The organism is Ensifer sp. VA4, assembly GCF_055710065.1.
This window is the reverse complement of record NZ_JBVQPO010000005.1, coordinates 349,478-372,589: the sequence shown is the minus strand read 5'-3', so window position 1 is coordinate 372,589 and position 23,112 is coordinate 349,478. Positions and strand designations below refer to the sequence as shown.

23 protein-coding genes are annotated in these 23,112 nt (G+C 63.3%); 12 read left to right on the top strand and 11 right to left on the bottom strand.

The genetic code is table 11. The features are described 5' to 3' along the window. The first annotated feature begins 100 nt into the window (after nucleotides 1–100). On the top strand, nucleotides 101–847 hold the full coding sequence (gene recO, locus AC0C6X_RS11185) for a DNA repair protein RecO (protein WP_173516013.1): 747 nt from the start codon (nucleotides 101–103) through the stop codon (nucleotides 845–847). Nucleotides 848–874: 27 nt separating this feature from the next. After that, complete coding sequence (locus tag AC0C6X_RS11180) at nucleotides 875–1,384, top strand: PaaI family thioesterase (protein WP_472953105.1); 510 nt, start codon at nucleotides 875–877, stop codon at nucleotides 1,382–1,384. 121 nt (nucleotides 1,385–1,505) lie between these two features. Here the strand turns inward: AC0C6X_RS11180 and AC0C6X_RS11175 are convergent, their stop codons facing one another. Further along, nucleotides 1,506–3,518 (bottom strand): PhoX family protein, encoded by a 2,013-nt coding sequence (locus AC0C6X_RS11175; RefSeq protein WP_472953102.1) that lies wholly within the window; start codon nucleotides 3,516–3,518, stop codon nucleotides 1,506–1,508. 295 nt (nucleotides 3,519–3,813) lie between these two features. Here AC0C6X_RS11175 and AC0C6X_RS11170 point away from each other — a divergent pair, with 295 nt between their 5' ends. From AC0C6X_RS11170 to nadC, 7 genes are all read left to right on the top strand, one after another. Then, a complete protein-coding gene (locus AC0C6X_RS11170) occupies nucleotides 3,814–6,627 on the top strand; it encodes a DUF2339 domain-containing protein (RefSeq protein WP_472953100.1) in 2,814 nt (937 codons plus the stop codon). 6 nt (nucleotides 6,628–6,633) lie between these two features. Beyond that, a complete protein-coding gene (locus tag AC0C6X_RS11165) occupies nucleotides 6,634–7,290 on the top strand; it encodes an HD domain-containing protein (protein WP_247957880.1) in 657 nt (218 codons plus the stop codon). Nucleotides 7,291–7,471: 181 nt separating this feature from the next. Further along, the gene (locus AC0C6X_RS11160; protein WP_472953098.1) at nucleotides 7,472–8,323 is read left to right on the top strand and encodes an MOSC domain-containing protein; all 852 of its coding nucleotides are present in this window, start codon (nucleotides 7,472–7,474) and stop codon (nucleotides 8,321–8,323) included. Nucleotides 8,324–8,637: 314 nt separating this feature from the next. Further along, complete coding sequence (locus AC0C6X_RS11155; protein WP_472953095.1) at nucleotides 8,638–9,876, top strand: MFS transporter; 1,239 nt, start codon at nucleotides 8,638–8,640, stop codon at nucleotides 9,874–9,876. Nucleotides 9,877–10,049: 173 nt separating this feature from the next. Beyond that, nucleotides 10,050–11,129 (top strand): quinolinate synthase NadA, encoded by a 1,080-nt coding sequence (gene nadA / locus AC0C6X_RS11150; protein WP_173516020.1) that lies wholly within the window; start codon nucleotides 10,050–10,052, stop codon nucleotides 11,127–11,129. Between the two features lie 60 nt (nucleotides 11,130–11,189). After that, complete coding sequence (locus AC0C6X_RS11145) at nucleotides 11,190–12,788, top strand: L-aspartate oxidase (RefSeq protein ID WP_173516021.1); 1,599 nt, start codon at nucleotides 11,190–11,192, stop codon at nucleotides 12,786–12,788. 153 nt (nucleotides 12,789–12,941) lie between these two features. Then, entirely contained in the window at nucleotides 12,942–13,850 is a 909-nt protein-coding gene (nadC, locus tag AC0C6X_RS11140) for a carboxylating nicotinate-nucleotide diphosphorylase (RefSeq protein WP_472953092.1), read from the top strand. Between the two features lie 19 nt (nucleotides 13,851–13,869). On the opposite strand, the gene AC0C6X_RS11135 is transcribed toward nadC, so the two are convergent. The 9 genes from AC0C6X_RS11135 to AC0C6X_RS11095 all read right to left on the bottom strand — a co-directional run bounded on the left by AC0C6X_RS11135 (nucleotide 13,870) and on the right by AC0C6X_RS11095 (nucleotide 19,697). Then, on the bottom strand, nucleotides 13,870–14,112 hold the full coding sequence (locus AC0C6X_RS11135; RefSeq protein WP_173516023.1) for a hypothetical protein: 243 nt from the start codon (nucleotides 14,110–14,112) through the stop codon (nucleotides 13,870–13,872). A gap of 164 nt (nucleotides 14,113–14,276) precedes the next feature. After that, entirely contained in the window at nucleotides 14,277–15,311 is a 1,035-nt protein-coding gene (locus AC0C6X_RS11130) for an NUDIX hydrolase (protein ID WP_173516024.1), read from the bottom strand. Next, on the bottom strand, nucleotides 15,247–15,786 hold the full coding sequence (locus AC0C6X_RS11125) for a tyrosine phosphatase family protein (protein WP_173516025.1): 540 nt from the start codon (nucleotides 15,784–15,786) through the stop codon (nucleotides 15,247–15,249). Before AC0C6X_RS11125 ends, AC0C6X_RS11130 begins: the two co-directional genes overlap by 65 nt. 1 nt (nucleotide 15,787) lies before the next feature. Continuing rightward, a complete protein-coding gene (locus AC0C6X_RS11120) occupies nucleotides 15,788–16,396 on the bottom strand; it encodes a YfbR-like 5'-deoxynucleotidase (protein WP_173516026.1) in 609 nt (202 codons plus the stop codon). Continuing rightward, the gene (gene ygfZ / locus AC0C6X_RS11115; protein WP_247957875.1) at nucleotides 16,393–17,241 is read right to left on the bottom strand and encodes a CAF17-like 4Fe-4S cluster assembly/insertion protein YgfZ; all 849 of its coding nucleotides are present in this window, start codon (nucleotides 17,239–17,241) and stop codon (nucleotides 16,393–16,395) included. Before ygfZ ends, AC0C6X_RS11120 begins: the two co-directional genes overlap by 4 nt. A 310-nt stretch (nucleotides 17,242–17,551) precedes the next feature. Beyond that, complete coding sequence (locus AC0C6X_RS11110) at nucleotides 17,552–18,343, bottom strand: hypothetical protein (protein WP_173516028.1); 792 nt, start codon at nucleotides 18,341–18,343, stop codon at nucleotides 17,552–17,554. 15 nt (nucleotides 18,344–18,358) lie between these two features. Next, on the bottom strand, nucleotides 18,359–18,628 hold the full coding sequence (locus tag AC0C6X_RS11105; RefSeq protein WP_093232155.1) for a hypothetical protein: 270 nt from the start codon (nucleotides 18,626–18,628) through the stop codon (nucleotides 18,359–18,361). 158 nt (nucleotides 18,629–18,786) lie between these two features. After that, entirely contained in the window at nucleotides 18,787–19,239 is a 453-nt protein-coding gene (locus AC0C6X_RS11100) for a TIGR02301 family protein (RefSeq protein WP_173516029.1), read from the bottom strand. Then, the gene (locus tag AC0C6X_RS11095; RefSeq protein ID WP_173516030.1) at nucleotides 19,236–19,697 is read right to left on the bottom strand and encodes an NUDIX hydrolase; all 462 of its coding nucleotides are present in this window, start codon (nucleotides 19,695–19,697) and stop codon (nucleotides 19,236–19,238) included. Before AC0C6X_RS11095 ends, AC0C6X_RS11100 begins: the two co-directional genes overlap by 4 nt. Nucleotides 19,698–19,758: 61 nt before the next feature. On the opposite strand from AC0C6X_RS11095, the gene AC0C6X_RS11090 reads away from it, so the two are divergent. After that, nucleotides 19,759–20,538 carry an SOS response-associated peptidase gene (locus AC0C6X_RS11090; RefSeq protein ID WP_173516031.1) on the top strand — a complete coding sequence of 260 codons (780 nt, stop codon included), beginning with the start codon at nucleotides 19,759–19,761 and terminating at the stop codon, nucleotides 20,536–20,538. A gap of 16 nt (nucleotides 20,539–20,554) precedes the next feature. On the opposite strand, the gene AC0C6X_RS11085 is transcribed toward AC0C6X_RS11090, so the two are convergent. Further along, nucleotides 20,555–20,698, bottom strand: a complete 144-nt coding sequence (locus tag AC0C6X_RS11085) for a hypothetical protein (protein WP_173516032.1) — start codon at nucleotides 20,696–20,698, stop codon at nucleotides 20,555–20,557. 525 nt (nucleotides 20,699–21,223) lie between these two features. Here AC0C6X_RS11085 and cysS point away from each other — a divergent pair. Further along, nucleotides 21,224–22,615 carry a cysteine--tRNA ligase gene (gene cysS, locus AC0C6X_RS11080; RefSeq protein WP_173516033.1) on the top strand — a complete coding sequence of 464 codons (1,392 nt, stop codon included), beginning with the start codon at nucleotides 21,224–21,226 and terminating at the stop codon, nucleotides 22,613–22,615. A gap of 108 nt (nucleotides 22,616–22,723) precedes the next feature. Continuing rightward, nucleotides 22,724–23,107, top strand: a complete 384-nt coding sequence (locus AC0C6X_RS11075) for a VOC family protein (protein WP_173516034.1) — start codon at nucleotides 22,724–22,726, stop codon at nucleotides 23,105–23,107. The last annotated feature ends 5 nt before the right edge of the window (nucleotides 23,108–23,112 follow it).

Sequence of the window (23,112 nt, the reverse complement as noted above, 5' to 3'; positions counted from 1 at the left end):
GCAACCAATGAGTGTGACCGAAAGGCGACACTCGGCCGCGTCGCGCTTGTCCTCGCAACATAGCTTGATCCGCTTTCGACCGCGGGTGTATGCCATATCCATGCAATGGAGCGATCAGGCCATTATTCTCGGGATACGGCGGCACGGCGAAAGCTCGGCCATCGTGGAGGTTATGAGCGCCGCCCACGGCCGGCATCTCGGCATGGTGCGCTCCGGCCGCTCGCGCATCATGCAGCCGGTGCTGCAGCCGGGCAATTCGGTGGAAGTGACCTGGCGCGCCCGGCTTGACGAGCACATGGGCGAATTCCGCATCGAACCGGTGGAACTGCGTGCCGCCCGGCTGATGGAGACGGCGACCTCGGTCTATGGCATCCAGGCTCTCGGTGCGCTGCTGCGGCTCCTCCCGGAGCGTGACCCGCATCCGCATCTCTACGAGGCGCTGACCGTCATCGTCGATCATCTCGCCGATCCGGCCGATGCCGGAGAATTGTTCGTGCGCTTCGAGCTTGCGGTTCTCAACGACCTCGGATTCGGGCTCGATCTGACGGAATGTGTCGCGACCGGTGCGCGCACCGAACTGGTCTATGTCTCGCCGAAATCGGGCAGGGCGGTCTGCCGGGCGGCGGGGGAACGCTATGCCGACCGGATGTTGGCGCTGCCGGAGTTCCTTTCCGCGCAAACGCGCCGGGCGGCGGATCACGACAGCCTTGCCGCCGCCTTCCGCCTGACCGCCTTCTTCCTCAACCGCCATGTCTATGAGCCGCGCGGTCTCGACGTATCTTCCGCGCGCGACGGCTTCGTCCATGCGGCGCTCAAGGCGCTGAAATCCCATCCTTCGGCCGCCTGACTGAGCAGCCTGACCCAGGAGTATTAGATGTTCCAGGAGCTTTACCCCGGCATGCCCGTATCTGGAATCGGCGTGCTGCCCCTCGATCGTGTTGCCCGCGACGGGGGCCTCAAGGCGATGCAGGACCTCTTGAGCGGCGATCTGCCGGCTCCGCCGATGTCGGCGACGCTGAAGTTCGGCCTGACCGAGGTCGAGGAGGGCCGGGTGGTCTTCAAGGGATTGCCGACCGAGGAACATCTCAACCCGCTCGGCACGGTTCATGGCGGTTGGACGGCGACGATCATGGACTCCGCGCTCGGCTGCGCTGTCTTCACCACGGTTAAACCGGGTGAAGCCTATACGACCGTCGAGTTCAAGGTGAACCTCGTCCGGCCGTTGCTCCCCGGAATGGGGGAGGTCTTCTGCGAGGGGCGCATCGTGCATCGCGGCCGGACGATCGCGACATCGGAAGCCTGGCTTCGCGACGGCAACGGCAAGCTGCTGGCCCATGGTACTGAAACCTGCGCGATCTTCCCGATCGACAATCTGCGGCGTTAAAAGCAATTCCAGGAAAAGTGCGAAGCGGTTTTCCGTCCGGAATTGCGTCGCCAAAAACAACTCCGGAAACAAGAACGCCGCGCAGAGCTGCGCGGCGTTCGTTTGCGATCCGCAGTCCTGATCAGCCGATGCGGCCGCCACCCTGCTTGGTCACGGCGACGACTGCCGGGCGAACCGGCATGTCATCCTTAAAGTCGGGCCAGCGGGTTGCCGGCGTCTCGTAGGTGGCAAGGCCGGCGTCGCCCGGATGCTGGACCGAGAGGAAGAAGCTATCCGACGTCGGGTTGAAGCAGGGACCACACATTTCGGCACCAACCGGCACGCGGAAGAAGAGCTTCGACGTGCCGCGGGCGGCGCCGTCCGTGTCGATCGCCCAGATGCCGTCGGTGCGGCCGGTTTCCTTCTGGTTGTTGCCGTCGGTCGCCACCCAGAGGCGGCCGTCGGCGTCGATGGCGCAATTGTCGGGCATGCCGAACCAGCCGTTCTTGGTGGTGGCGGTCGAGAACGAAGCGCCGACCTCGGCAACACTTGGATCGCCGCACTTCAGCAGCACGTCCCAGCGGCTCTTCAGCGAAGCGAAGTCGCCGTCGGTCTCGGTGATCTCGACGATATGGCCGAAAGCGTTCTTGGCGCGCGGGTTGGCGGCGTCGACTTCTTCGGCCTTGCGCTTGGTATTGTTGGTCAGCATCACGTAGACCTTGCCCGTCTTCGGGTTCGGCTGCACGTCTTCCGGACGGTCCATCTTGGTGGCGCCGAGTGCATCGGAGGCAAGACGGGTGTTGATCAGCACGTCGGCCTGGGAGGCGAAGCCGTTGGCTTCGGTCAGCGGGCCCTCGCCGTGGACCAGCGGCATCCAGGTGACGGTGCCGTCTTCATCGAACTTGGCGACATAGAGCGTGCCTTCGTCGAAGAGATCCATGTTGGCGGCACGATCATCAGGGTTGAACGTGCCCTTGGTCACGAACTTGTAGACATAGTCGAAACGCTCGTCGTCGCCGGAATAGAGCACGACGCGGCCATCCTTGTTGACGATCGATTCGCAGCCTTCATGCTTGAAGCGGCCGAGTGCGGTGCGCTTCTTCGGCACCGAAGTCGGGTCCAGCGCGTCGACCTCGACGATCCAGCCGAAACGATTGGCTTCGTTCGGCTCCTTGGAGACGTCGAACCGGTCATAGAAGGAGGCCCATTCATACTGGCCGCCCGGGGCGCCCAGGCGCTTGAGTTGCTTGTATTCGGGATGATCCTCGGCAATCTCGCCGCCGAAATAGCCGTTGAAGTTTTCTTCGGCCATCATGTAGGTGCCCCAGGCGGTGACGCCGCCGGCGCAGTTGTTGATCGTGCCGAAGACTTGTCTGCCCGTCGGATCGGACTGCGTCTTCAGGCGGTCATGACCGGCGGCGGGGCCGGTGATCTGCATCTCGGTGTTGACGGTGATGCGGCGGTTGTGCTTGCCGTCGAGAACCGGCTGCCATTTGCCGTCGACCTTGCGGATCTCGATGATCGTGCCGCCATGGGCGGCCATCTCGATGTCGACCAGTTCCTTGGTATATTCGCCGAGAATGACCTTCTCTTCCTCGACTTCCTTGCCGTCCTTCGTCACCTTTTCCTTCACGACGCTGGCGAACGCCGGGAACATCAACTCGGCATTGGTGTACTCGTGGTTGACGACCAGGAGACCGTGGTCGGCGCTGCCGTCGAGCGGGATGAAGCCGACATAGTCGTTGTTGTAGCCGAACAGTTTTTCCTGGGCGGCGGCCGTCTGGTTCTTCGGGTCGAACTCCGGGCTGTCGGCGAAGATCTTGTCGCCCCAGCGCAGCAGGATATCGGCATCGTAGCCTTTGGCGACATGGTGCTTTTCATCAACGCCGGCTTCGATCTCGGTGAAGTCGAAACGCGAACCTTCTTCGGCGCGCGCTTCTTCGGCGGTCAGGAGAGCGAGCGGGCTGACGGTCGTCGAAATCGCGGCAACGGCAAGCGAGCCGCCGATAAACGAGCGGCGCGAGAAGCGGCGATGGATGATGTCGCCCATCGTCGGATTGGTGGAACAGTTGTGGCCGATGTCTTCCAGCTCTTCCCTGCGTTCCGTCAGCGTCTTGAATTCGGTCTCTTCCGTCTGGCCGAGATGCTTGTCCATGATCGGGTCTCCTGGTTGAACGATGGAAACCACCGCGTGCGACGGCGGTGCTCATCCGCCTGTATCAGTTGCTCGATGACAGTTCTGCGACATTTCCGTGAAGAGATTACAGCACTCGCCCCGTCTACGGCATGTTTCCTTAAACCGTCTTCGATTTAAGGAAACATGCGGCAATTCAGGTGCTACAGCGATCTTTGCGCGTCGGGCGGGACGCGCGGCGCTGTAGACATTTGGCGAGCGCGCAAAAGTTTGTATGGTTGCGCGCGGTTTGCATGTGCGACTGTCAGGGGAAACCATGTTCGAACTCTTTGATCTTTTTGCCGTTATCCTGGCGCTTGCTGCTTTGGTCGGCGGTCGCAGGACGGCCGAGCGGCTGGAGCGTGAACTCGCCACCTTGAGGGCGGAGGTCGCAAGCCTGAAGGCCTCGTCGCGCGATGGCGTTGAAGCCGAAGGCACGAGCGAAGAGTTTGCCGCTGCGCCCGAATTGCCGACGGAAACGGAGACGGTTGCCGCCGTCGGCCTGCCGGCAAGTGTGCACGAGGGTGAGCGGATCCTTGGCGACGCCGAGAAAGCGGCGGAAGGCATCGAGGGCGACGGGACGATCGCCGCCGGCACGGAAGCGCCGCAGCCGGTCATGGCCGCGCCCCGTAAAGCCGAAAGCCTGGAAAGCCGTCTCGGTGCGCGTTGGGCCGTCTGGGTCGGCGGCATCGCGCTGGCGCTCGGCGGCGTCTTCATGGTCAAATATTCGATCGATGCCGGCCTCCTGAGCCCGGCGGTTCGCCTCACGCTTGCCGCCCTGTTCGGCCTCCTGCTGGTGGCCGCGGGGGAGGTCATTCGCAGGCGCGCCGTGCCTGTCATCGCCAATGAGTTCCAGAACGCGATGATCCCCGGCATCCTGACGGCTGCCGGTGCCGTCACCCTCTTCGGCGTCGCCTATGCCGCCTACGACATCTACGGCTATATCGGCGCGGGCTCAGCATTCGTTCTCTTGGCCGCGATCTCGCTGGCGACCGTCGGTCTGTCGCTGCTGCATGGACAGGCGCTCGCCGGCCTCGGTCTGCTTGCCTCGCTCGCAACGCCGGCACTCGTCTCCAGCGACGAGCCGCGCCCCTGGGTGCTCTTCGGTTTCCTGTCAGTCGTCTGGGTGGCGACCCTCTTAGCCTCGCGGCTGCGGACCTGGACCGTAGTGCCAACTTTGGCCAATGCGGGCATCGGGCTTTGGGGGCTCGCCTATATCAGTGCGGTTTCGCCATTCGAACCGCTGCCGGTCGCTTTTGCGCTGCTGGTGATGATCGCGGGCACCTGTCTTATCTGGCCGGGGGCCACGGAAGCAGCGCCTGCGGCCGAGGTGCCTGACGGAGTGGCGCGACGCGGCGCCGTTGCCGGACCGTGGGAGCGGCTGTTTATCCCGCCGCATGCGGCAATTTCCATTTCCGCGGCCATCGCCGCCACGGTTCTGGCGCTCCTTCTCATCAGCCCGGCGGTGACCGCGGTCAAATATCCTGTGACGGAATTTGCCGTGGTCATTGCTGCGCTGGCAGCGCTCGGAGCGTGGCGGACGACGGCGGTCTATCCCGCCGTGCTTTCTGCGGTCGGCGCAGTCGCCGGCGTCTGGAGCCTGACGGCGCTGAGCGGCGTGCTCGCCTATCTCGATCCCTCGCTGGCCGATGCTCTCCCGACGGTCGTGCTGCCCGGGCGGACCGCCATGATCACCGCGATGCTGCTTGCGGCGCTGTTCGTGGTGCTCGGTGGCTTCGTGCTGTCGCGCCGCCTCGTCACGCATCCGCAATATTCGACCCTCTGGGCCGGCATTGCCGCGGGCGTTCCGATCGCGCTGACGGTCATGTCATTCCTGATGACCGGTAACTATGCCTTCGACCTGCCGCACGGCCTGTTCTCGCTCGTCCTCGGCGCCGTGCTGCTCGCGCTGGCGGACTGGCTTTACCGACATGACGGCGGGACCGAGGCACGCGACACGGCGGCTGGCCTGCTGGTCGCCGGTTCGTTCGCATTCTTCGTTCTTGCGCTTCATGCCTGGACGGACGGATTGGTCACGACGCTTGCGATTGCCGTGCTCGGTACGGCCTATGCGCTCGCGACGCGCATCCGCACCTGGCCGATGCTGCCCTGGATGACCGGCGCGGCGGCCGTCGTCGTTCTCGGACGCATCGCCTGGGAGCCGACGATCGTCGGTGCTGGCAATCTCGGCACCACGCCCGTCTTCAATGCGCTGTTGCCCGGCTACGGCATTCCCGCCGCGCTCCTCGCCGGTTCGGCCTACTTCCTCAGGTCCTGGCCGGATACGCGCGTGCGCAACCTCCTGCAGGCGCTGGCGAGCCTCTTCGTGCTGCTGACGCTCGCGATCCTGGTGCGCCATGCGATGAACGGCGGCGTGCTCGACAGCTCGGTACCGACGCTCGGCGAGCAGTCGATCTACACGCTGCTGGCGATCGGAGCGTCCGCCATCTTCATGAGCCTCGACATGAAGTCGCCGAGTCCCGTCTTCCGTTACTGCGGCATGGGCCTCGGCGTACTCTCGATGTTGTCGGTGCTGTCGGCGCATCTCCTCGGCCTCAATCCTTACTTCAGCGGCGAGCTCCTGGGCCGTATCCCGTTCTTCGACCTGCTGCTGATCGGCTATCTGTTGCCGGGGCTCGGCTATGCCGGGCTCGCCTGGTACGCGCGCGACAAGCGGCCTTTGCCCTATGTCATGGCGCTCGCGGTCAGCGGCGCGGTCCTTGCCTTCGCTTGGGCCAGCCTTACCGTGCGCCGCGCGTGGCAGGGGGAAAACATCGCGGATTGGAAGGATTTCCTGCAGGGAGAAACCTACACCTATTCTGTCGTCTGGCTGCTGCTCGGCGTGCTGCTGCTCGTGCTCGGTTCGCGCTTCCATGCCAAGAGCATCCGCATCGCTTCGGCCGTTCTCGTCTTCGTCGCCGTGTTGAAAGTGTTCCTGATCGACATGTCCAACCTCGAAGGTTTCCTGCGGGCACTGTCCTTCATCGGCCTTGGCGGGGTATTGATCGGCATCGGGCTTTTCTACCAGAAGATCCTGTCCGGTGTCGGCGCCGCATCGACGGCGCCGACGAACCCGACCGAACAGCAATAGGATGTCATGACACGCATTTCGAAACTCGCGGCCGCCTTCACGCCGCATGAGGAGCTCGCAGCGGTGCTGTTGCCGCATGCCTTTGCCGCCGATGACGGGTCGCATGATGCCGCCCATCTGATCCGCGTCTGGAAGAACGCCGCACGCATCCATGCGGAGGAGGGCGGGGATGCCCGGCCGCTTGCCGCAGCGGTGCTGCTGCATGATTGCGTTTCGGTCGAGAAGAACTCGCCGTTGCGCACTGAGGCATCGCGGCTGGCGGCGGAGAAGGCGACAGGCATCCTGCAAGGTCTCGGATGGGACGCGGCGGACACGGCCGCGGTGGCGCATGCCATTTTGACTCACAGCTTCTCCGCCAACATTCCGCCGGAGACGCTGGAGGCGAAGATCCTACAGGATGCCGACCGGCTGGATGCGATCGGCATGGTCGGTGCCGCCCGGTGTTTCTACATCGCCGGGCGCATGGGCAGCGGCCTCTATGATCCGCTCGATCCGCTGGCGGAGGCAAGGCCGCTCGATGACAAGGCCTTCGCCATCGACCATTTCGAAACCAAGCTTTTCCGGCTGGCCGATGGCTTCAAGACCGAAGCTGGCCGCCGATTGGCCATGGAGCGCGAGCAACGGCTGCGCGACGTGCTTGCCATGATGCTCGATGAAATTTAGAGCAAATCCAGGAAAAGTGTGAAACGGTTTTCCGTTCGGATTTGCGACTTTTCAGAAACTGGATCATTTCCCCGTTTCCTCGAAACAGAAAAATGATCTAGCCGTTTCAACGGATTATCGCGACCTGGTGAATCGGATCGTCAGGCGCTTGAATCAATTTTTGAAGATGAAGGAATTGCCCATGAAGGTGACCGGCCTCAACATTCATCCGCTGAAGAGCGGCCGCGCGATCGCCCGCGAGATGGTTACCGTCAATCTCGACGGTGTCGAGGGCGACCGGCGTTTCATGCTGATCGAGCCGGATGGGCGCTTCATTACGCAGCGCGAATTGCAGGCGCTGGCGAAGGTCGAAGCCAGCCACATCGATGGCGGCGTGCACCTGAAGATGGGTGGCAGCGAGATTGCGGTACGCTTTGATCCGGATCGCCGGCTCAACGTCCGGGTCTGGGGCAGCGAAGTCGATGCTGCCGTGTCGGACGATGCGACGGACGCGGTTCTGTCCGCATGGTTCGCCCGCCCGGTCAAGCTTGCCCACATGGACGCCTCGGCCGAGCGCCTGGTCGGTGCCGAATGGGCGGGTACGGCGGCACCGGTGGGCTTTGCCGATGGCTTCCCGATCCTGATCACGACGACAGGCTCGCTCGCTGATCTCAACCGGACGCTCACTGAAAAGGGTCAGGAACCCGTCGGCATGGATCGTTTCCGCACCAATATCCTCGTCGATTGCGACGAAGCCTGGGAGGAAGATTTCTGGGAAAGCGTCGAGATCGGCGGTATCCGGTTCGATCTCGTCAAGCCTTGCTCCCGTTGCATCATGACGACACAGGACCAACTCACCGGCGAGCGCATCGGCGGCAACCCGATCCAGGGGCTGGCCGAAAAGCGCATGTCGGCCGACCGGCGCGTGGCCGGCGTCCTCTTCGGCTGGAATGCGGTCCCGCGCAGCGAAGGCACCGTGAGGCTCGGCGACGAGGTCAAGGTCATCGGCCGGCGCAGCGAGCGCTGGCCGATGAAGGTGCGTGTTTCGGCATAGAGCGGGATGAGGAAAAATGCATGCGGTTTCCGGCCGCATTCCGCTCCAACTTTTCAGAGCCCCTCACGCCCAGGGCGTGATACCGAGTAGCTTGGCGCCGAGATCCGAGAGGCTGGCGGGGGGAGGCGTTGTGCTTCTCCCATTCACGCGGATTCCCGGGGATGGCTCGACCGGGTGATCGATCTGTTCCGCAGCCGTTTCCGCAGCGCCGGGTGAGGCGGGCATCAATTCCGGTGATCGCGGCGTCAATTTAATTGGCTTTTCTCTATTTTGACCGCCGCATAGGATGCCGCTCCTTCAATCGGAGATATTCCATGTCCGCTGTTTCCGGAGCATGTGCGCCGTCCAGTGCCAGCCGGGAGATGCCCTGGCTGATCATTGCGGCCGGCTCGATCGTTGCAATGCTCACCTTCGGCCCACGCTCGGCGATGGGCTTCTTCCAGTTGCCGATGCTCGCCGATACCGGCTGGGACCGGACGACCTTCGGCCTTGCCATGGCCGTGCAAAACCTCTGCTGGGGACTGGGGCAGCCGTTCTTCGGCGCGATTGCCGACCGCTTCGGCACCTGGCGGGTGCTGGCCATGTCGGGGCTTCTCTATGCTGCGGGCCTGTTCATCATGGCCTTCGCCAACGCGCCGATCTGGCTGCATATTGGCGGCGGTATCCTGGTAGGGCTGGGTATCGCTTCGGGTTCCTTCGGCATCGTCCTCTCCGCCTTCGCACGCAACGTTTCGCCCGACCAGCGGTCGCTCGCCTTCGGCATTGGCACGGCGGCGGGCTCGGCCGGCATGTTCCTGTTCGCGCCTTTGAGCCAGGGGCTGATCTCCGCCTATGGCTGGTCGGACAGTCTGGTCTATCTCGGCGTCCTCATGCTGCTGGTGCCGTTCTTCGCGCTTCCGCTGCGCGGCAATGCGTCCTCCGGTCGCCAGAGCGAGGCGCACTACAAGCAATCGATCGGCGAGGCGCTGAAGGAGGCGCTCGGCCACAGGAGCTACCTGCTCTTGGTTTCGGGCTTCTTCGTCTGTGGCTACCAGGTTGCCTTCATCACCGCGCATTTCCCGGCCTATATCGGCGATATCGGCATTGACGCGCGCTATGCGGTGATTGCCCTGGCGCTGATCGGCTTCTTCAATATCATCGGTTCGCTGTCTGCGGGTTTCATCGCCCAGCGCTACTCGAAGCCCTATTTCCTGGCGCTGATCTATCTCGCCCGCTCGGTGGCGGTGACTGCCTTCCTGCTGCTGCCGCAGACGCCGGTCTCCGTCATCGTCTTCGCGATCGTCATGGGCCTGCTCTGGCTGTCGACCGTGCCGCCGACCAACGCGCTCGTCGCCATCATGTTCGGCACCCGCCACCTCGGCCTGCTCGGCGGCATCGTCTTTCTCTCGCACCAGGTCGGCTCATTCCTGGGCGTGTGGATGGGCGGCTATCTCTACGACCGCTTCGGTTCCTATGATCCGGTGTGGTGGCTCGGCGTGGCGCTCGGCGTCTTCGCGGCGATCGTCCATTGGCCGATCGAGGAAAGGGGCGTGGCACGGCCGGCCACCGCCTGATCGCCTATCAAAATCGGGGGCGCTGCGAAAAGCAGCGCTCCATTCTTGAATTCTGTCACAAAACTTTCTAAATCAACCCATGCGGCTTTGCCGCTTTTGTTTTGGTTCAATTATGCTCAGTTTGAGCATAATTGAAAAGCCCGCCCGAAAAAAGGGGCGGAGAGGAGATCTCGATGACGCGCCTTGCACCCCGCACTGAGGTGGTAGCGAACCCGGTTCCTGTCAGCGCCGCGGAGCGTTTCGGTATCATCGAAAGACCCGAGCTTGCCTTCACGCCGGCAGTCGCGCGCGAGACCGAGCATCTCTACGACAAGGTGAAGGATTTCATCCCGGCGATCGAGTGGCCGGTCTATGCGCCCTACGTTCACGCCATCAACCGGCTGAAAAAGGAGCGCAATGCGGTCATTCTCGCACACAACTATCAGACGCCCGACATCTTCCACTGCGTCGCCGATATCGTCGGCGATTCGCTGCAGCTTGCGCGCGACGCCACAAAGGTCGATGCCGAGATCATCATTCAGTGCGGCGTGCACTTCATGGCGGAAACCTCGAAGTTGCTGAACCCGGAAAAGACGGTTCTGATCCCCGACGCCAAGGCCGGCTGTTCGCTGTCGGAATCGATCACCGGTGCCGACGTGCGCCTCTTGAAGCAGCGCTATCCGGGCGTTCCGGTCGTGACCTACGTCAACACATCGGCCGACGTGAAGGCCGAGACCGACATCTGCTGCACCTCGTCGAACGTGCTCGATGTCGTCGAGAGCCTGGAATCCGACACGGTGCTCTGCATCCCGGACGAATATCTGGCGATGAACGTCGCGCGCCAGACCAACAAGAAGATCCTGACCTGGAAGGGTCACTGCGAGGTGCATGAGCGCTTCACCGCCGCCGAACTGCTTGCCTACAAGGAAGCCAACCCGGGCATCGAGATCATCGGTCATCCGGAATGCCACCCGGATGTGATTGCCGTCTGCGACTTCGCCGGTTCGACGTCGGGCATGATCAACTATGTCAAGGACAACCGCCCGTCGAAGGTGCTGCTCGTCACCGAATGCTCGATGGCGTCGAACATCCAGGCCGAGGTCGAGGGCGTCGAATTCGTCAAGCCCTGCAACCTCTGTCCGCACATGAAGCGCATCACGCTGCCGAAGATCCTCGACAGCCTGCTCACCATGACGGAGGAGGTTCTCGTCGACCCCGTGATCGCCGATCGCGCCCGCCTGGCGGTCGAACGCATGGTGAATCTCAAGCAGTAACAATTTCTGCCGGGTGATGTTCATCCGGATGCAGGCATGCGCATTGGAGGAGAACGAACCATGCTGACCGACCATTTTCGCCCGCAATCCTTCAACGGGATTGACGATATCGTCATCGTCGGCGGCGGCTTGGCCGGGCTGTTCTGTGCGCTGAAGCTGAGCCCGAGGCCGGTAACGATCCTTGCTGCCGCACCGATCGGCCATGGCGCTTCCTCGGCCTGGGCGCAGGGCGGTATCGCCGCGGCCATGAGCCCCGGCGACACCTTCGAGAAGCATGTCGCCGACACGCTCACCGCCGGTGCCGGCATCGTCGACGAGAAGATGACGCGGATGATGGTGGCCGAAGGTCCGGCGCGCATTCACGATCTCCTGGAATATGGCGTGCCGTTCGATCGCGACCTCGAAGGCAAGTTGCTGCTCTCGCGCGAGGCGGCGCATTCCGAACGTCGCATCGTCCGGGTCAAAGGCGACATGGCCGGCAAGGCGATCATGGAGGCGTTGATTGCCGCGGTGCGCAAGACGCCTTCAATCCGTGTAATCGAGGGTTACGTCGTGGAGGAATTGGTTCGCGAGGGCCGGTTCATCTCGGGTGTCATCGCGCGACCGGACGCGGGACAGTCGAAGAAGCGCGTATCGTTCCCGGCGCGTGCCGTCGTGCTTTGCTCCGGCGGCGTCGGCCATCTCTATGCGGTAACGACCAATCCGTGGGAGGCCTGCGGACAGGGGGTCGGGATGGCGGCGCGTGCCGGCGCGATCATCGCCGATCCGGAATTCGTGCAGTTCCACCCGACTGCGATCAACATCGGCAAGGATCCGGCGCCGCTTGCGACCGAGGCGCTTCGTGGCGACGGCGCCCATCTCTTGAATGCGGCCGGCCATCGCTTCATGCTCGATATCCACCCGGACGGCGAGCTTGCGCCGCGCGACATCGTTTCGCGCGGGGTCTTCGCCGAGGTCCAGGCAGGACGCGGCGCCTTCCTCGATTGCACCAAGGCCGTGGGCAAACACTTCCCCGAGATGTTCCCGACGGTCTATGCCTCGTGCATGGCGGCTGGTATCGATCCGGTGACGCAGCCGATCCCGGTCGTGCCGGCGGTTCACTATCATATGGGTGGTGTTCTGACGGATGCCGAAGGCCGCACCTCGATCGACGGCCTCTGGGCCGCTGGCGAGGTGACCTCGACCGGGGTGCACGGCGCCAACCGCCTCGCCTCGAACTCTCTGCTCGAGGCCGTCGTCTTCGCCGCCCGCATTGCCGAGAACATCAAGGGCACGCTGCCAGCGCCGAAGCTCACCGAATGGGGTGACAATGCCGGCGAAAACGACGACCCGGTGACCGTCGAGGACAGCCCGCAACTCAAGGTCTTGCGCCAGCTCATGAGCGACTGCGTCGGCGTGATCCGCACCCGCGCGAGCCTGCTGAAGGCAATCCGGGAGATCGCGGTGCTCGAGCGCGAGAATACCCGCATGCGCTTCACCAACATCATCACGACCGCCAAGTTGATCACCGTCGGCGCGCTTCGTCGCACCGAAAGCCGTGGCGGCCACTTCCGCGCCGATTGCCCGTCGGAGCGGCCGGAATGGCGCCGCCGCACTTATTTGACGCTCGCCGACGCCAACCGCCTGACCCAGGAACTGGCGGAAACGGAAGCGGCGTGATCTGCAGCGCCTGCGCGTCCCTCTGACGCGCACAGGTCGCCGTAGCGCTTTGAATTGCTGCATGTCGCCTTGAACCGGCTAGGGTTAAAGGCAACCTGCAGCAGGCCGGCATCTGCCGGCCGCCCATTCGATTGAACATCAGGACCCGTGACAATGACCGCAGCCCTCCGCCCCGAACTGCCCGCACTGATGATCGAGGACCAGGTGCGCGCGGCGCTGACAGAGGATCTCGGCCGTGCCGGCGACATCACCACGCTGTCGACGATCGGGCCGGAACTGACGGCAACGGCCGGCATGAACGCCCGCGATCCGGGCGTCGTTGCCGGGCTGGATCTCGCCCGGGCGGCCTTCCGCCTGGTCGACCCGTCGATCTGCTTCGAAGCGCTGGTGGCGGACGGAGACCGAGTGGCGGCTGGAACAGCCATCGCCCGCATTTCCGGTCGTGCCCGCGGTCTGCTTTCAGCCGAGCGCGTCGGGCTGAACTTCCTCATGCATCTCTCGGGCATTGCCACTTACACGGCGAAGTTCGCTGACGAAATCGCCCATACCCGCGCGAAGATCTGTTGCACCCGCAAGACCATCCCGGGGCTGCGCGCGCTTGAAAAATATGCCGTGCGCCTCGGCGGCGGTTCCAACCATCGCTATGGTCTCGATGACGCGGTGCTGATCAAGGACAACCACATCGCCGTTTCCGGCGGCGTTGCCAGCGCCATTCACGCGGCGCGGACCTATTGCGGCCATCTCGTCAAGATCGAGATCGAGGTCGATGGTCTGGACCAGATGCGTGAGGCGCTGACCGCAGCTCCCGACGTGATCCTGCTCGACAATATGGGCCCGGAACTGCTGCGCGAAGCCGTCGCCGTCAACCGGGCGCACTGGCAACTTTCCGCCGACGCCTATGCGCTCGACCCCCGCCGCACCCGGCTCGAAGCCTCCGGCAACGTCAAGATCGATACGGTGCGCGCGATCGCCGAGAGCGGCGTCGATTATATCTCGACGTCAAAGATCACCATGGCTGCCCCGACGCTGGATGTTGGTCTCGACGTGGGGATTGAGCGGTAGTCCACCACCGTCGGTGGGGTCAGCGCTGCATGATGAACGGGCAGACGAAACGTTGGCCGACGGTGATCTGCGTGCCGCAATCATAGCGGCAGGTTCGGAACTGTCCGTTCGAATCCTGGCTGCTGAGGTTGCAGATCGTTGTCTGCGGCTGCGAGCCGCCGAGCTGATTCTTGAAATAGTCGGGCATCTTCGGCTTCTCGTCGATCCCCGATTGCGGCGGGCTGCCGAGCAGCGACGTCAGCAGGGTCAGTGCGAGTAGCATGGGCTTACCTCAGTCGAAAATTTCGCGTCGTTCTGGCGTGAGCGCGGGCGACGAGTTTTTCGCCTCCACCCACCGCACCAACCATATCACGATCCAGCAAATGTAGGTCGCATCTCGGGATGTTTTTAAGCGCAGCGCCGCTTTTCAGCGATTGATGGCCGGCATCAGCGCCCGCCAACCTTGAGGCCTGGGGCAGGGCGCTCGTCGAGGATCTGGCGACGGAAGCGGAAGAGCGCGGCCGGCCGGCCGCCGGTGGACGAAAGCGTCATGCCCGTCGGCTCCACCAGTTCTGCACCTTCGACCAGGCGGCGGAAGTTCTGCTTGTGCAGGTGGCGGCCGGAGATCGCCTCTACAGTCGCTTGCAGGTCGGTCAGCGTGAACTCCGGCGGCATCAGCTCGAAGACGACCGGTCGGTACTTGATCTTGCCGCGCAGTCTCGCGATCGCGGTTGCCACGATGCGCCTGTGGTCATGGCGCATCGCCTGTCCGGCGGTCAGAACCTCGTGGCCGTTGCCGTGGCCGTCGATGACAGCCTCGGGCACCAGCCCGGCCTCATAAAGCAGCTCGTAGCGCTCCAGCACACGCTCTTCATCCCAGGGGAAATCGTCGAGGCCGAAGGCGAGGCGGATGCGTGCCCGGCGTTGCGCAATCGGCCCCGCCCGCTCGTCGCCGGTGGCGCCGCTCTCCCAGCGGGCAAGCCCCGGCAGGATCGCTTGATCGAGGATTGGCGGGCGGCCCTGACGCCAATCTTCCCACGGCAGGTAGCCGTACCAGTCACGCCAGTGCGCGCCGGCTTCGGCTAGCCGCTCGGTGTTTTCGGCATCGGTCCTGGTCAGCGCCAGATAGCCGACCGAGACCATGTGTTTGCCTTCTTCGCCCGGTAGCCGCTGCCGGCCGCGGTCGCCGAAGGTGTAGAGCTGCTCGATGTAGCCGAGCTTCAGCGCTGTTCGCTTTTCGACGCGATCGCGCAGGCTCGTCTCGAATGTCCGGTGGAGCGCAGGGTCGAAAGGGCCGAAGGGCAGGCTGTCGCGCGCGTCGCCGTCCGCTTCGCTGACGGCGAGGATGCGCGGGCTGCGCTGGACGACGGCGACAATCGCCGCATTGAGGCCGATTTCAACGGTCGTCGGCTGCGTCTCAGTCGGCAACGGTTGCTCCCTCGACAAGAAGCGGCAGGACAAAGGGCGCGTTACCGTCCGCATCCGCACCGCGGCCGATCATGCGAACGGCGGCGATCAGCCGTCCGTTGCGCTCGAGCACCGCATCGCCGATTTCGATGAGCCGGCTGTTCGGGGTCGCGAAGGGCGAGGCTTGCCGCAGGCGCTGCACCAACTCTGCGTCGTCCTGGTCCGGTTCTGCTGCAAGCGCCGCGATGAGAGCGGCTGCGGGCGAGCGGGAAACGCCCATCCAGCAATGGACGAGCAGCGGGCGCGCGCGGTCCCATTCCTGGGCGAAGGTAATGATTTGCCGGACATGGTCTTCCTGCGGTGCCACCAGATCACCGGTGCCGGCGAAAGTGATGTCGTTCATGCCCAGTGTCAGGTGCCGCGCCTTGGTGATGATGCCCGGGCGATGAAAATCCTGGCCCTTGGCGACCAGGCTGATCATCTCCGTACAGCCGTGGCGGACGGCCATTTCGGCAATACGGGCGAGTGGGGAAACGACGATACTTGGCATGTCAGATGTCCGCTCGGGCCGGCAGGCGCTGCGCTTCCAGGACCTGGAACCGCTCCGTGAACAGCCGCTGCGCCTCGACTGCCGGCAAGGGATCGATCAGCAGCGTTTCACGGGTGATACCGCGCGGCTGGCCGAAGAACTTGCGCGCCTCCTCCACGGAAAAGCCGGCGAGCACCGTCGCTTCGAAATAGGCGGCGACATGATCTGCTTTCTTGATGCGATCCTTCAGCTCCTTGGAGCAGTGAGGCGGCAGGCCGAATCTGAGATGGATGGCACTTTCCAGGCGTTTCTCCACCGACTTATAGCCGCCGCCGACCACCGCCTTGAACGGCGAGATCATGTCGCCGATCACATATTCCGGCGCGTCGTGCAGAAGGGCCAGCAGGCAGTCGTCGGCGCTGCATTTGTAGCTGCGGCGAAAGATGTCCTCGACCATCAGGCTGTGCTGCGCCACCGAGAAGGCATGGTCGCCGGCGGTCTGGCCGTTCCAGCGCGCAACGCGCGCCAGCCCATGGGCGATATCGCTGATCTCGACGTCGAGCGGTGACGGATCGAGAAGGTCCAGCCGGCGGCCGGAGAGCATGCGTTGCCAGGCGCGGGTCGTCGTCACGCGCTTGCCTCGTCGGCGCTCGTCGGGAAGGTGAGCCCGGTCCATTCGGGCAGAACCATGGTCACTGCGACGTCGCCGGCAAGCAGCGGGATCCCATTCGCCATGGCCTCGCCGGCCTTGTCGATGCGCACGATCGCAAGCGCGGACCTGCCCTGGACGGTGCCCAATGCGCCGATCACCTTGTCATTCGCGGTGATCGTCGTTCCGGTCGGGGGGAGCGCCGTTTCCGCAGAAACGATCACGACCCGGCGGCGCGGCGTGCCGCGGTGCTGCATCCGCGACACCACTTCCTGGCCGACATAGCAGCCCTTCTTGAAGGATAGGCCGCCGTTCCTGTCCAGGAGAACGTCATGCGGAAAAGCATCCTGTGGGACATAGTCGGCGCCGGAGACCACAATGCCTGACGCAATGCGAAGCCGCTCGAGTTCTTCGACACTGGCGGTGTCGCCGGCTGCGTCCCCATAGCTGCGGAAAAGCGTTATCCCGGCCTTCTCGAACCGGTGATCCCGGTAGGCACCATCAGGTGCGGCTTCGTCAAATATCACAGTGACGGCGTCGGAAGTATTGATCGACAGCTCCACCGCCGAGCGAAGCTTGTACATCGTCAAACGCTTCAGCAGCGCCTCCGCCTGGTCGCGCGCGGTTTCCAGCCGAAGGCCGTCGCCATCGCGCGAAATCATGAAGTCGAACAGGATCTTGCCCTGTGGTGTCAAAAGCGCGCCGGGACGCGCTTCGTCGGGTGCCAGCGCGTCGAGGTCGGTGGTGATCAGTCCCTGGAGAAGATCTTCTGCGTCCTTGCCGGAGACGGCGACAATCGCGCGGTCGTCGAGGCGAACTCTGGGCATCGTTCGAATCCTGCTCGGTGGGGTGGGAACCCCGCTCTAACCTACTGCATGTTTCCTTTAATCGTAGCCGATTGAAGGACAAAAACATGCAGCACTTCAAAGTGCTACAGCGACCTTTGCGCGTCAGACAAGACGCGCGGCGCTGTAGAGCATTTCCGGCAAAAATGCGTAGCAGTTTTGCGTTCGGAAATGCGTAACAACAAAGACCGATCACGACAGCAATCCCGGTCGACTCGACCTGGTACCTTCGTGATCTCTTGGCGAAGAGGTAGGATGTTCGAAGAGGATCGGCAAGCGCGGTCGCCGGCGGTCAGTCGCCGGCGATGAAGAATTTCCACTTTCCGTCCGGCATGATGCCGACGCGGTAGAAGTTGTAGCTGCCGAACTCTTCCATGTCGGCAAAGTCCCCTGCGGTGACCAGGCGGAACAGGTCGACCTTTTCCGGTGCCGTCAGCGAGGAAAGCTTCTTTTCCGCGAAATAGGGCCAGACATAGGCCTCCTGCGGCGTGCCCTTGTCGACCAGCACGAAGCCGGTCGACAGCACGTCGAGCAGGATCGCCAGAATCTCGACGCCTTCCTGGTCGCCCGAGAGGCTCTTCAGGATCGCAACCGGGTCTTCGTCGCCGGTGACACCGGTGACCTGGGTCTGGTTCGGGCCCTTGCCGAGCAGCGGGCGCAGGCGCTCGATATCGCCGGAGGCAGCCGCCTCGACGATCAGTTCGCGCATCCGCGCTACCGGCGCAGGTATCTTGGAAACGTCGGTCAGGACCTCGACGGGCCCGGCGGTCTCGGGCTCCTCGGCCGTCGGGGCCTCGTCCTTTGTGACCGTCGCTGACTTGTTGATCAGCGGATCGGGCATCGGTATTTCGAGCGGAAGCTTTTCTTCCTCTTCCGGCCCTTCCGCGATGGGTTCGGCCACGGGCGGCGTCGCCTTCTGGTCGCCGGCAGCGGGCTGCTCGGTGGGAACGGGTTGCGGCGCGCCCTGCAATTCGCTGAGAGCAAAGGCGGGAGAGAACGCTGCCTGGGTGCTCAAGGCGACACCGGCCAAAAGCAGCGTAGCGAGGCGAACCGGAAGGGTCCGGTTTGCAAGATTCCGACTCATCGGGCAGTCCTGATATTACTGAAGCGTGCGCTGGGGCGAGAATTCACCGGCGAGCACGCGCTCGCGAAGCGAATTGAGCATCGCTTCGGCACCATCTTCGCCATGGAGCCGAACGGTTTCCCGCATGGCGAGCGCAATGGCCGCATCGGCGATGATTTCCGGCTCGATACCATCCGCCATGCCGTCCGCCCAGGCCTCGCTCTGGTGTTCCAGCGCAGCCTGCATTTTCTCGTGGACGATCATGTCATCGATGTCGGTCAGGCTTGGTTCCATCATTCGTTCCATGCGACTTCCATTGTGCAAGCGGTTCATTCTTTGGCCGTCCGGCTGAACTCCAACTGAACGACCGTGACGGACTCGCCACTTCTTACCACTCTCTTAACGAACTTAGCAGCCTTTTCCCGAAACGACACGGGGTCGTGAGAAAAGAGGTTAATTTATTGCTAATTTCCAAAGCGGGCGACGATTTCTGACGCAAGTGTTGCGCCTTCGGCACGGTATCGCTGCTCGGCGACGATCGCCGGTCCGGTGCAGGTGGTATAAACGGAGGCGAAGGTGCGATACCCACGGTTGAATGCGGCGGTCATCCTTTCGCGCCGCTTGACCTCGTCGGCCGTTTCCTTGTCGATCAATTCCTGCATCGAGCGGCGCCAGACGTCCTCGGGCTCCTTGACGCAAAGGTTCCTGAGATAATGGACGGAGCCAAGAATTTCGGAAAGTCGAATCAACCTCTGGTCGTAGGGCGTGGGTTTCTCTTCCACGACGACGGGAGCCGGGGTGGCGGCCTCGGTCGTTGCCGGTTCGTTCGACGTTGTTTTTTGCGCCGCCGCACCGGTGGCGGCTGTCAGCGCGAAACCGGCCAGGGCGAGCCGCGCAAGGATCGGGGCAGTGATCATGGCTTCATCAAGCCCGAATTGACGGCGGTTTCAAGGCCGCGGCCGGATTCCGTGCCGATGTTCGCGAGCCTTTCCACGCATTCGCGCACGCTGTCCGGGATCGGCAGGGCAAAGATTTCGGCGGGCGTGAACCAGCCAAGCCCGGCGGCATCGTCACTGGCAACGGCAACCGCATCGGCGCTCGCCTCCGCTCTGAAGACCGAAAGCAGGAAATGGCGCCCTTCCGATTCCTCGCCGGGGAGGTCGTAGGTTTCAAAGAGCACGGGATTGCGCGCTTTGATGCCGGTCTCTTCCCAAAGCTCGCGCAGTGCTGTTTCAGCCGGCGTCTCGCCGGGTTCCGCCCGTCCGCCGGGAAAGGCGTACATGTCGGCCGACGGCGGGTTGGCCCGCCTTACGAGCAGGTAACGGCCGCCGCGTTCGAGAATGACGGAGGAGGCGAGTTCGGGCTTGGTCGACATTGGGGAATCAAATTGCCTCAGTAACGTTGACCCATCCTACGTGAAGTGCCACATCCGTGTCATGTGCGGACGTTTTGCGCTGACGGCGACGCCGGAAGAACTCATGGAATTGTTCGGCCTGCTGGAAAGCGAGGACTTTCCGGCGCGATTCAACATAGCGCCTACACAGCCGATCATGGTCGTCGTCGCAGGCGAGCGCGCTGAGCCCGGCAGTAACCTTCCCGAGCGCAAGGCCGTTCTCGTGCGCTGGGGTTTCATGCCGGGCTGGGTCAAGGACCCGCGTGATTTTCCGTTGCTCATCAATGCCCGCGCCGAATCGGCGATCGAAAAGGCGTCGTTTCGCGCCGCCATGCGACACCGTCGCATCCTCGTTCCGGCCTCGGGTTTCTACGAATGGCGCAGGCCGCCAAAGGGCAGCCGCGAGCCGTCGCAGGCCTATTGGGTGCGGCCGCGAAAGGGCGGCATTGTCGCCTTCGCCGGCCTGATGGAAACCTGGTCGTCAGCCGACGGTTCCGAGGTCGACACTGCTGCGATCCTCACGACGGCAGCCAATGCCTCCATCCGCCAGATCCACGACCGCATGCCCGTCGTCATCCAGCCCGAGGATTTTGCCCGTTGGCTGGATTGCAAGACGCAGGAGCCGCGCGACGTCGCCGATCTCTTCGGGCCGGTAGCGGAGGATTATTTCGAGGCAATCCCTGTCTCCGACAAGGTCAACAAGGTCGCCAATACCGGCCCGGACATCCAGGACGCGGTGACACCCAGGACGATACTGGATGTCCAGCCTAAGGGCAAAAGCAAACCGGACATGCCCGACAGCGGGCAGATGTCGCTGTTTTGAACGAACAACCCAGGGGTTAGGCGGGCCGCTTGGTCAATTTGGTCGCCGACTTTCCCTTCGCTTGCAGTGCAGCGGCGAGCACGGCCTTCAAGCCGAGCGGACGGTACTGTTCGACGAGATTGGTTGGCTTGGCGATTTCTTTGGTCTTTGCGGCTTTCACTTGCACTCACTCCTTAGATCACGATGAATTTGGGTCGGATCGACCCAAATTCATAAACGTCATCGTTTCTAATAAGTTAGAGCGGGCTGCGGGCGGAAAACCGCACGCACTTTTCCTCATCCCGCTCTGCTTTCCCGAACCGGATACATTCCGTTTTCGTCTTTCGGCGCGAAAACGATGCTCCTCCCTGTTCTCCGGAGACAGGAACCCGTGGTGCAGAACCAACTACACCGCGAATCTGTTTTCCGCATGGCGCTCCCAGATAAGCCTAATCATGACAAATCCGTGGCCGCCGATTCCGTTTCGATAGCCGACTGTGCTTGCATGCGGCTGACCTCTTGACCGAAAACGGGTGACGCGCGATAAGTGAGCGCATGAAAACGGTTATCTGCATTATCTGCCGGAAGATTATTCGCTAGCGTCCCGCTGGCCTGGCCGTTTTCGTCTCCTAAAATCCAAGATGACAAACGCGCGGGCCTCCCGGGCGCGGTATTTCGACGGTTGTAAGCGTATTGGAGAATGGGAATGGGCGGAGCGCCGACATTGAAGCTGTACAACACGCTGACGCGGGAAAAGGTCGACTTCCGGCCGATCGATCCCGACAACGTCCGCATGTATGTCTGCGGCCCGACGGTCTATGACTATGCCCATATCGGCAATGCCCGGCCCGTGATCGTCTTCGACGTCTTGTTCCGGCTCCTGCGCCATGTCCATGGCGCCGAGCACGTCACCTATGTCCGCAACATCACCGACGTCGACGACAAGATCAATGCGCGTGCCCTGCGGGACTATCCGACGCTGCCGCTGAACGAAGCGATCCGACGCGTGACGGAGAAGACCGAAACCCAGTTCCTTGCGGATGCCAAGGCGCTCGGCTGCCTCGATCCGAACGTGCAGCCGCGGGCGACCGACAACATCGCGCAGATGATCGAGATCATCGAGAAGCTGATCGCCAAGGGGCACGCCTATCAGGCCGGCGGCGAGGTGCTGTTCGATACGAAGTCGATGGCCGACTATGGACAGCTTTCGAAGCGCAACCTCGACGAACAGCAGGCCGGCGCTCGCATCGCCGTGGAAGCGCACAAGAAGAACCCGGGCGACTTCGTGTTGTGGAAGCTTTCGACCGATAACGAGCCGGGCTGGGAAAGTCCTTGGGGCAGGGGCCGCCCGGGCTGGCATATCGAGTGCTCGGCCATGAGCGGACGCTATCTCGGCGAGGTCTTCGACATTCACGGCGGCGGGCTCGACCTGATCTTCCCGCACCATGAGAACGAAATCGCCCAGTCGCGTTGCGCCCACGGCACCGAGGTGATGGCGAATGTCTGGATGCACAACGGCTTCCTGCAGGTCGAAGGCCGCAAGATGTCGAAGTCGGAAGGCAACTTCGTCACCATCTACGAATTGCTGCACACCGAAAAGTTCGCCGGCCGCCAGTGGCCGGGCGAAGTGCTGAGGCTGGCCATGCTGATGACGCATTATCGCGAGCCGATCGATTTCTCGGTGAAGCGGCTGGAGGAAGCCGAACATCTGCTTTCCAAGTGGCCGGTGCCGGGCGATGCAACGGGGGAGGCTGATCCGGCGGTGGTTGCCGCACTTGCGGACGATCTCAACACCGTCGCTGCCGTTCAGGCGCTCCATGCTCTCGCCCAGAAGGCGGCGGCCGACCCCAAGCTGCTCGGCACCTTCGCCGCCAGCGCGGCCCTCATCGGCGTCGTGCCCGAGGCGGTCGAACTGGACGAAGCCGTGGTGCACGACATCGACAGCCGTGTCCGTGCGCGTCTGGAACTGCTGAAGGCGAAGAACTTCGCCGAGGCAGACAAGATCCGCGACGATCTCGTGGCGCAGGGAATCCAGCTCAAGGATGGCAAGGATCCGGCAACCGGCGAGCGTGTGACGACCTGGGATATCAAGCGGTGATCGCGAGCCCGGCGGCGCGTCGTGCCCGGTCGCATTGATCGGGATCGGACAGAGCTGTCCGGGGACGGCGGAAACGCGGAGAGCATGCATGAAAGAGGAGTTCGTGCGATGATCGACCATACGGGCATTCCGGTCGCGGATTTCGACCGGGCGCGGTCGTTCTACGACAAGGCCTTCGCTCCGCTCGGCGCCTCGCTGCTGATGATGGTGCCGGTGGAACATACCGGCGGCGTCAGGGTCGGCGGCTATGGCCGCGAACGGCCGGTCTTCTGGTTGCATGAGGTGGCTGCGACTGGCCCGGGCCGGCACTATGCGTTTTCGGCGCGGAGCCGCGCGGAAGTCGATGCCTTCTACGAAGCGGCGATGGCGGCCGGCGGGCGCGACAATGGCAAGCCGGGACTGAGGCCGCACTACCACCCCGACTACTACGGGGCCTTCGTGCTCGACCCCGACGGCAACAACATCGAAGCCGTCTGCCACGCGCCGAGCTGAGGAGG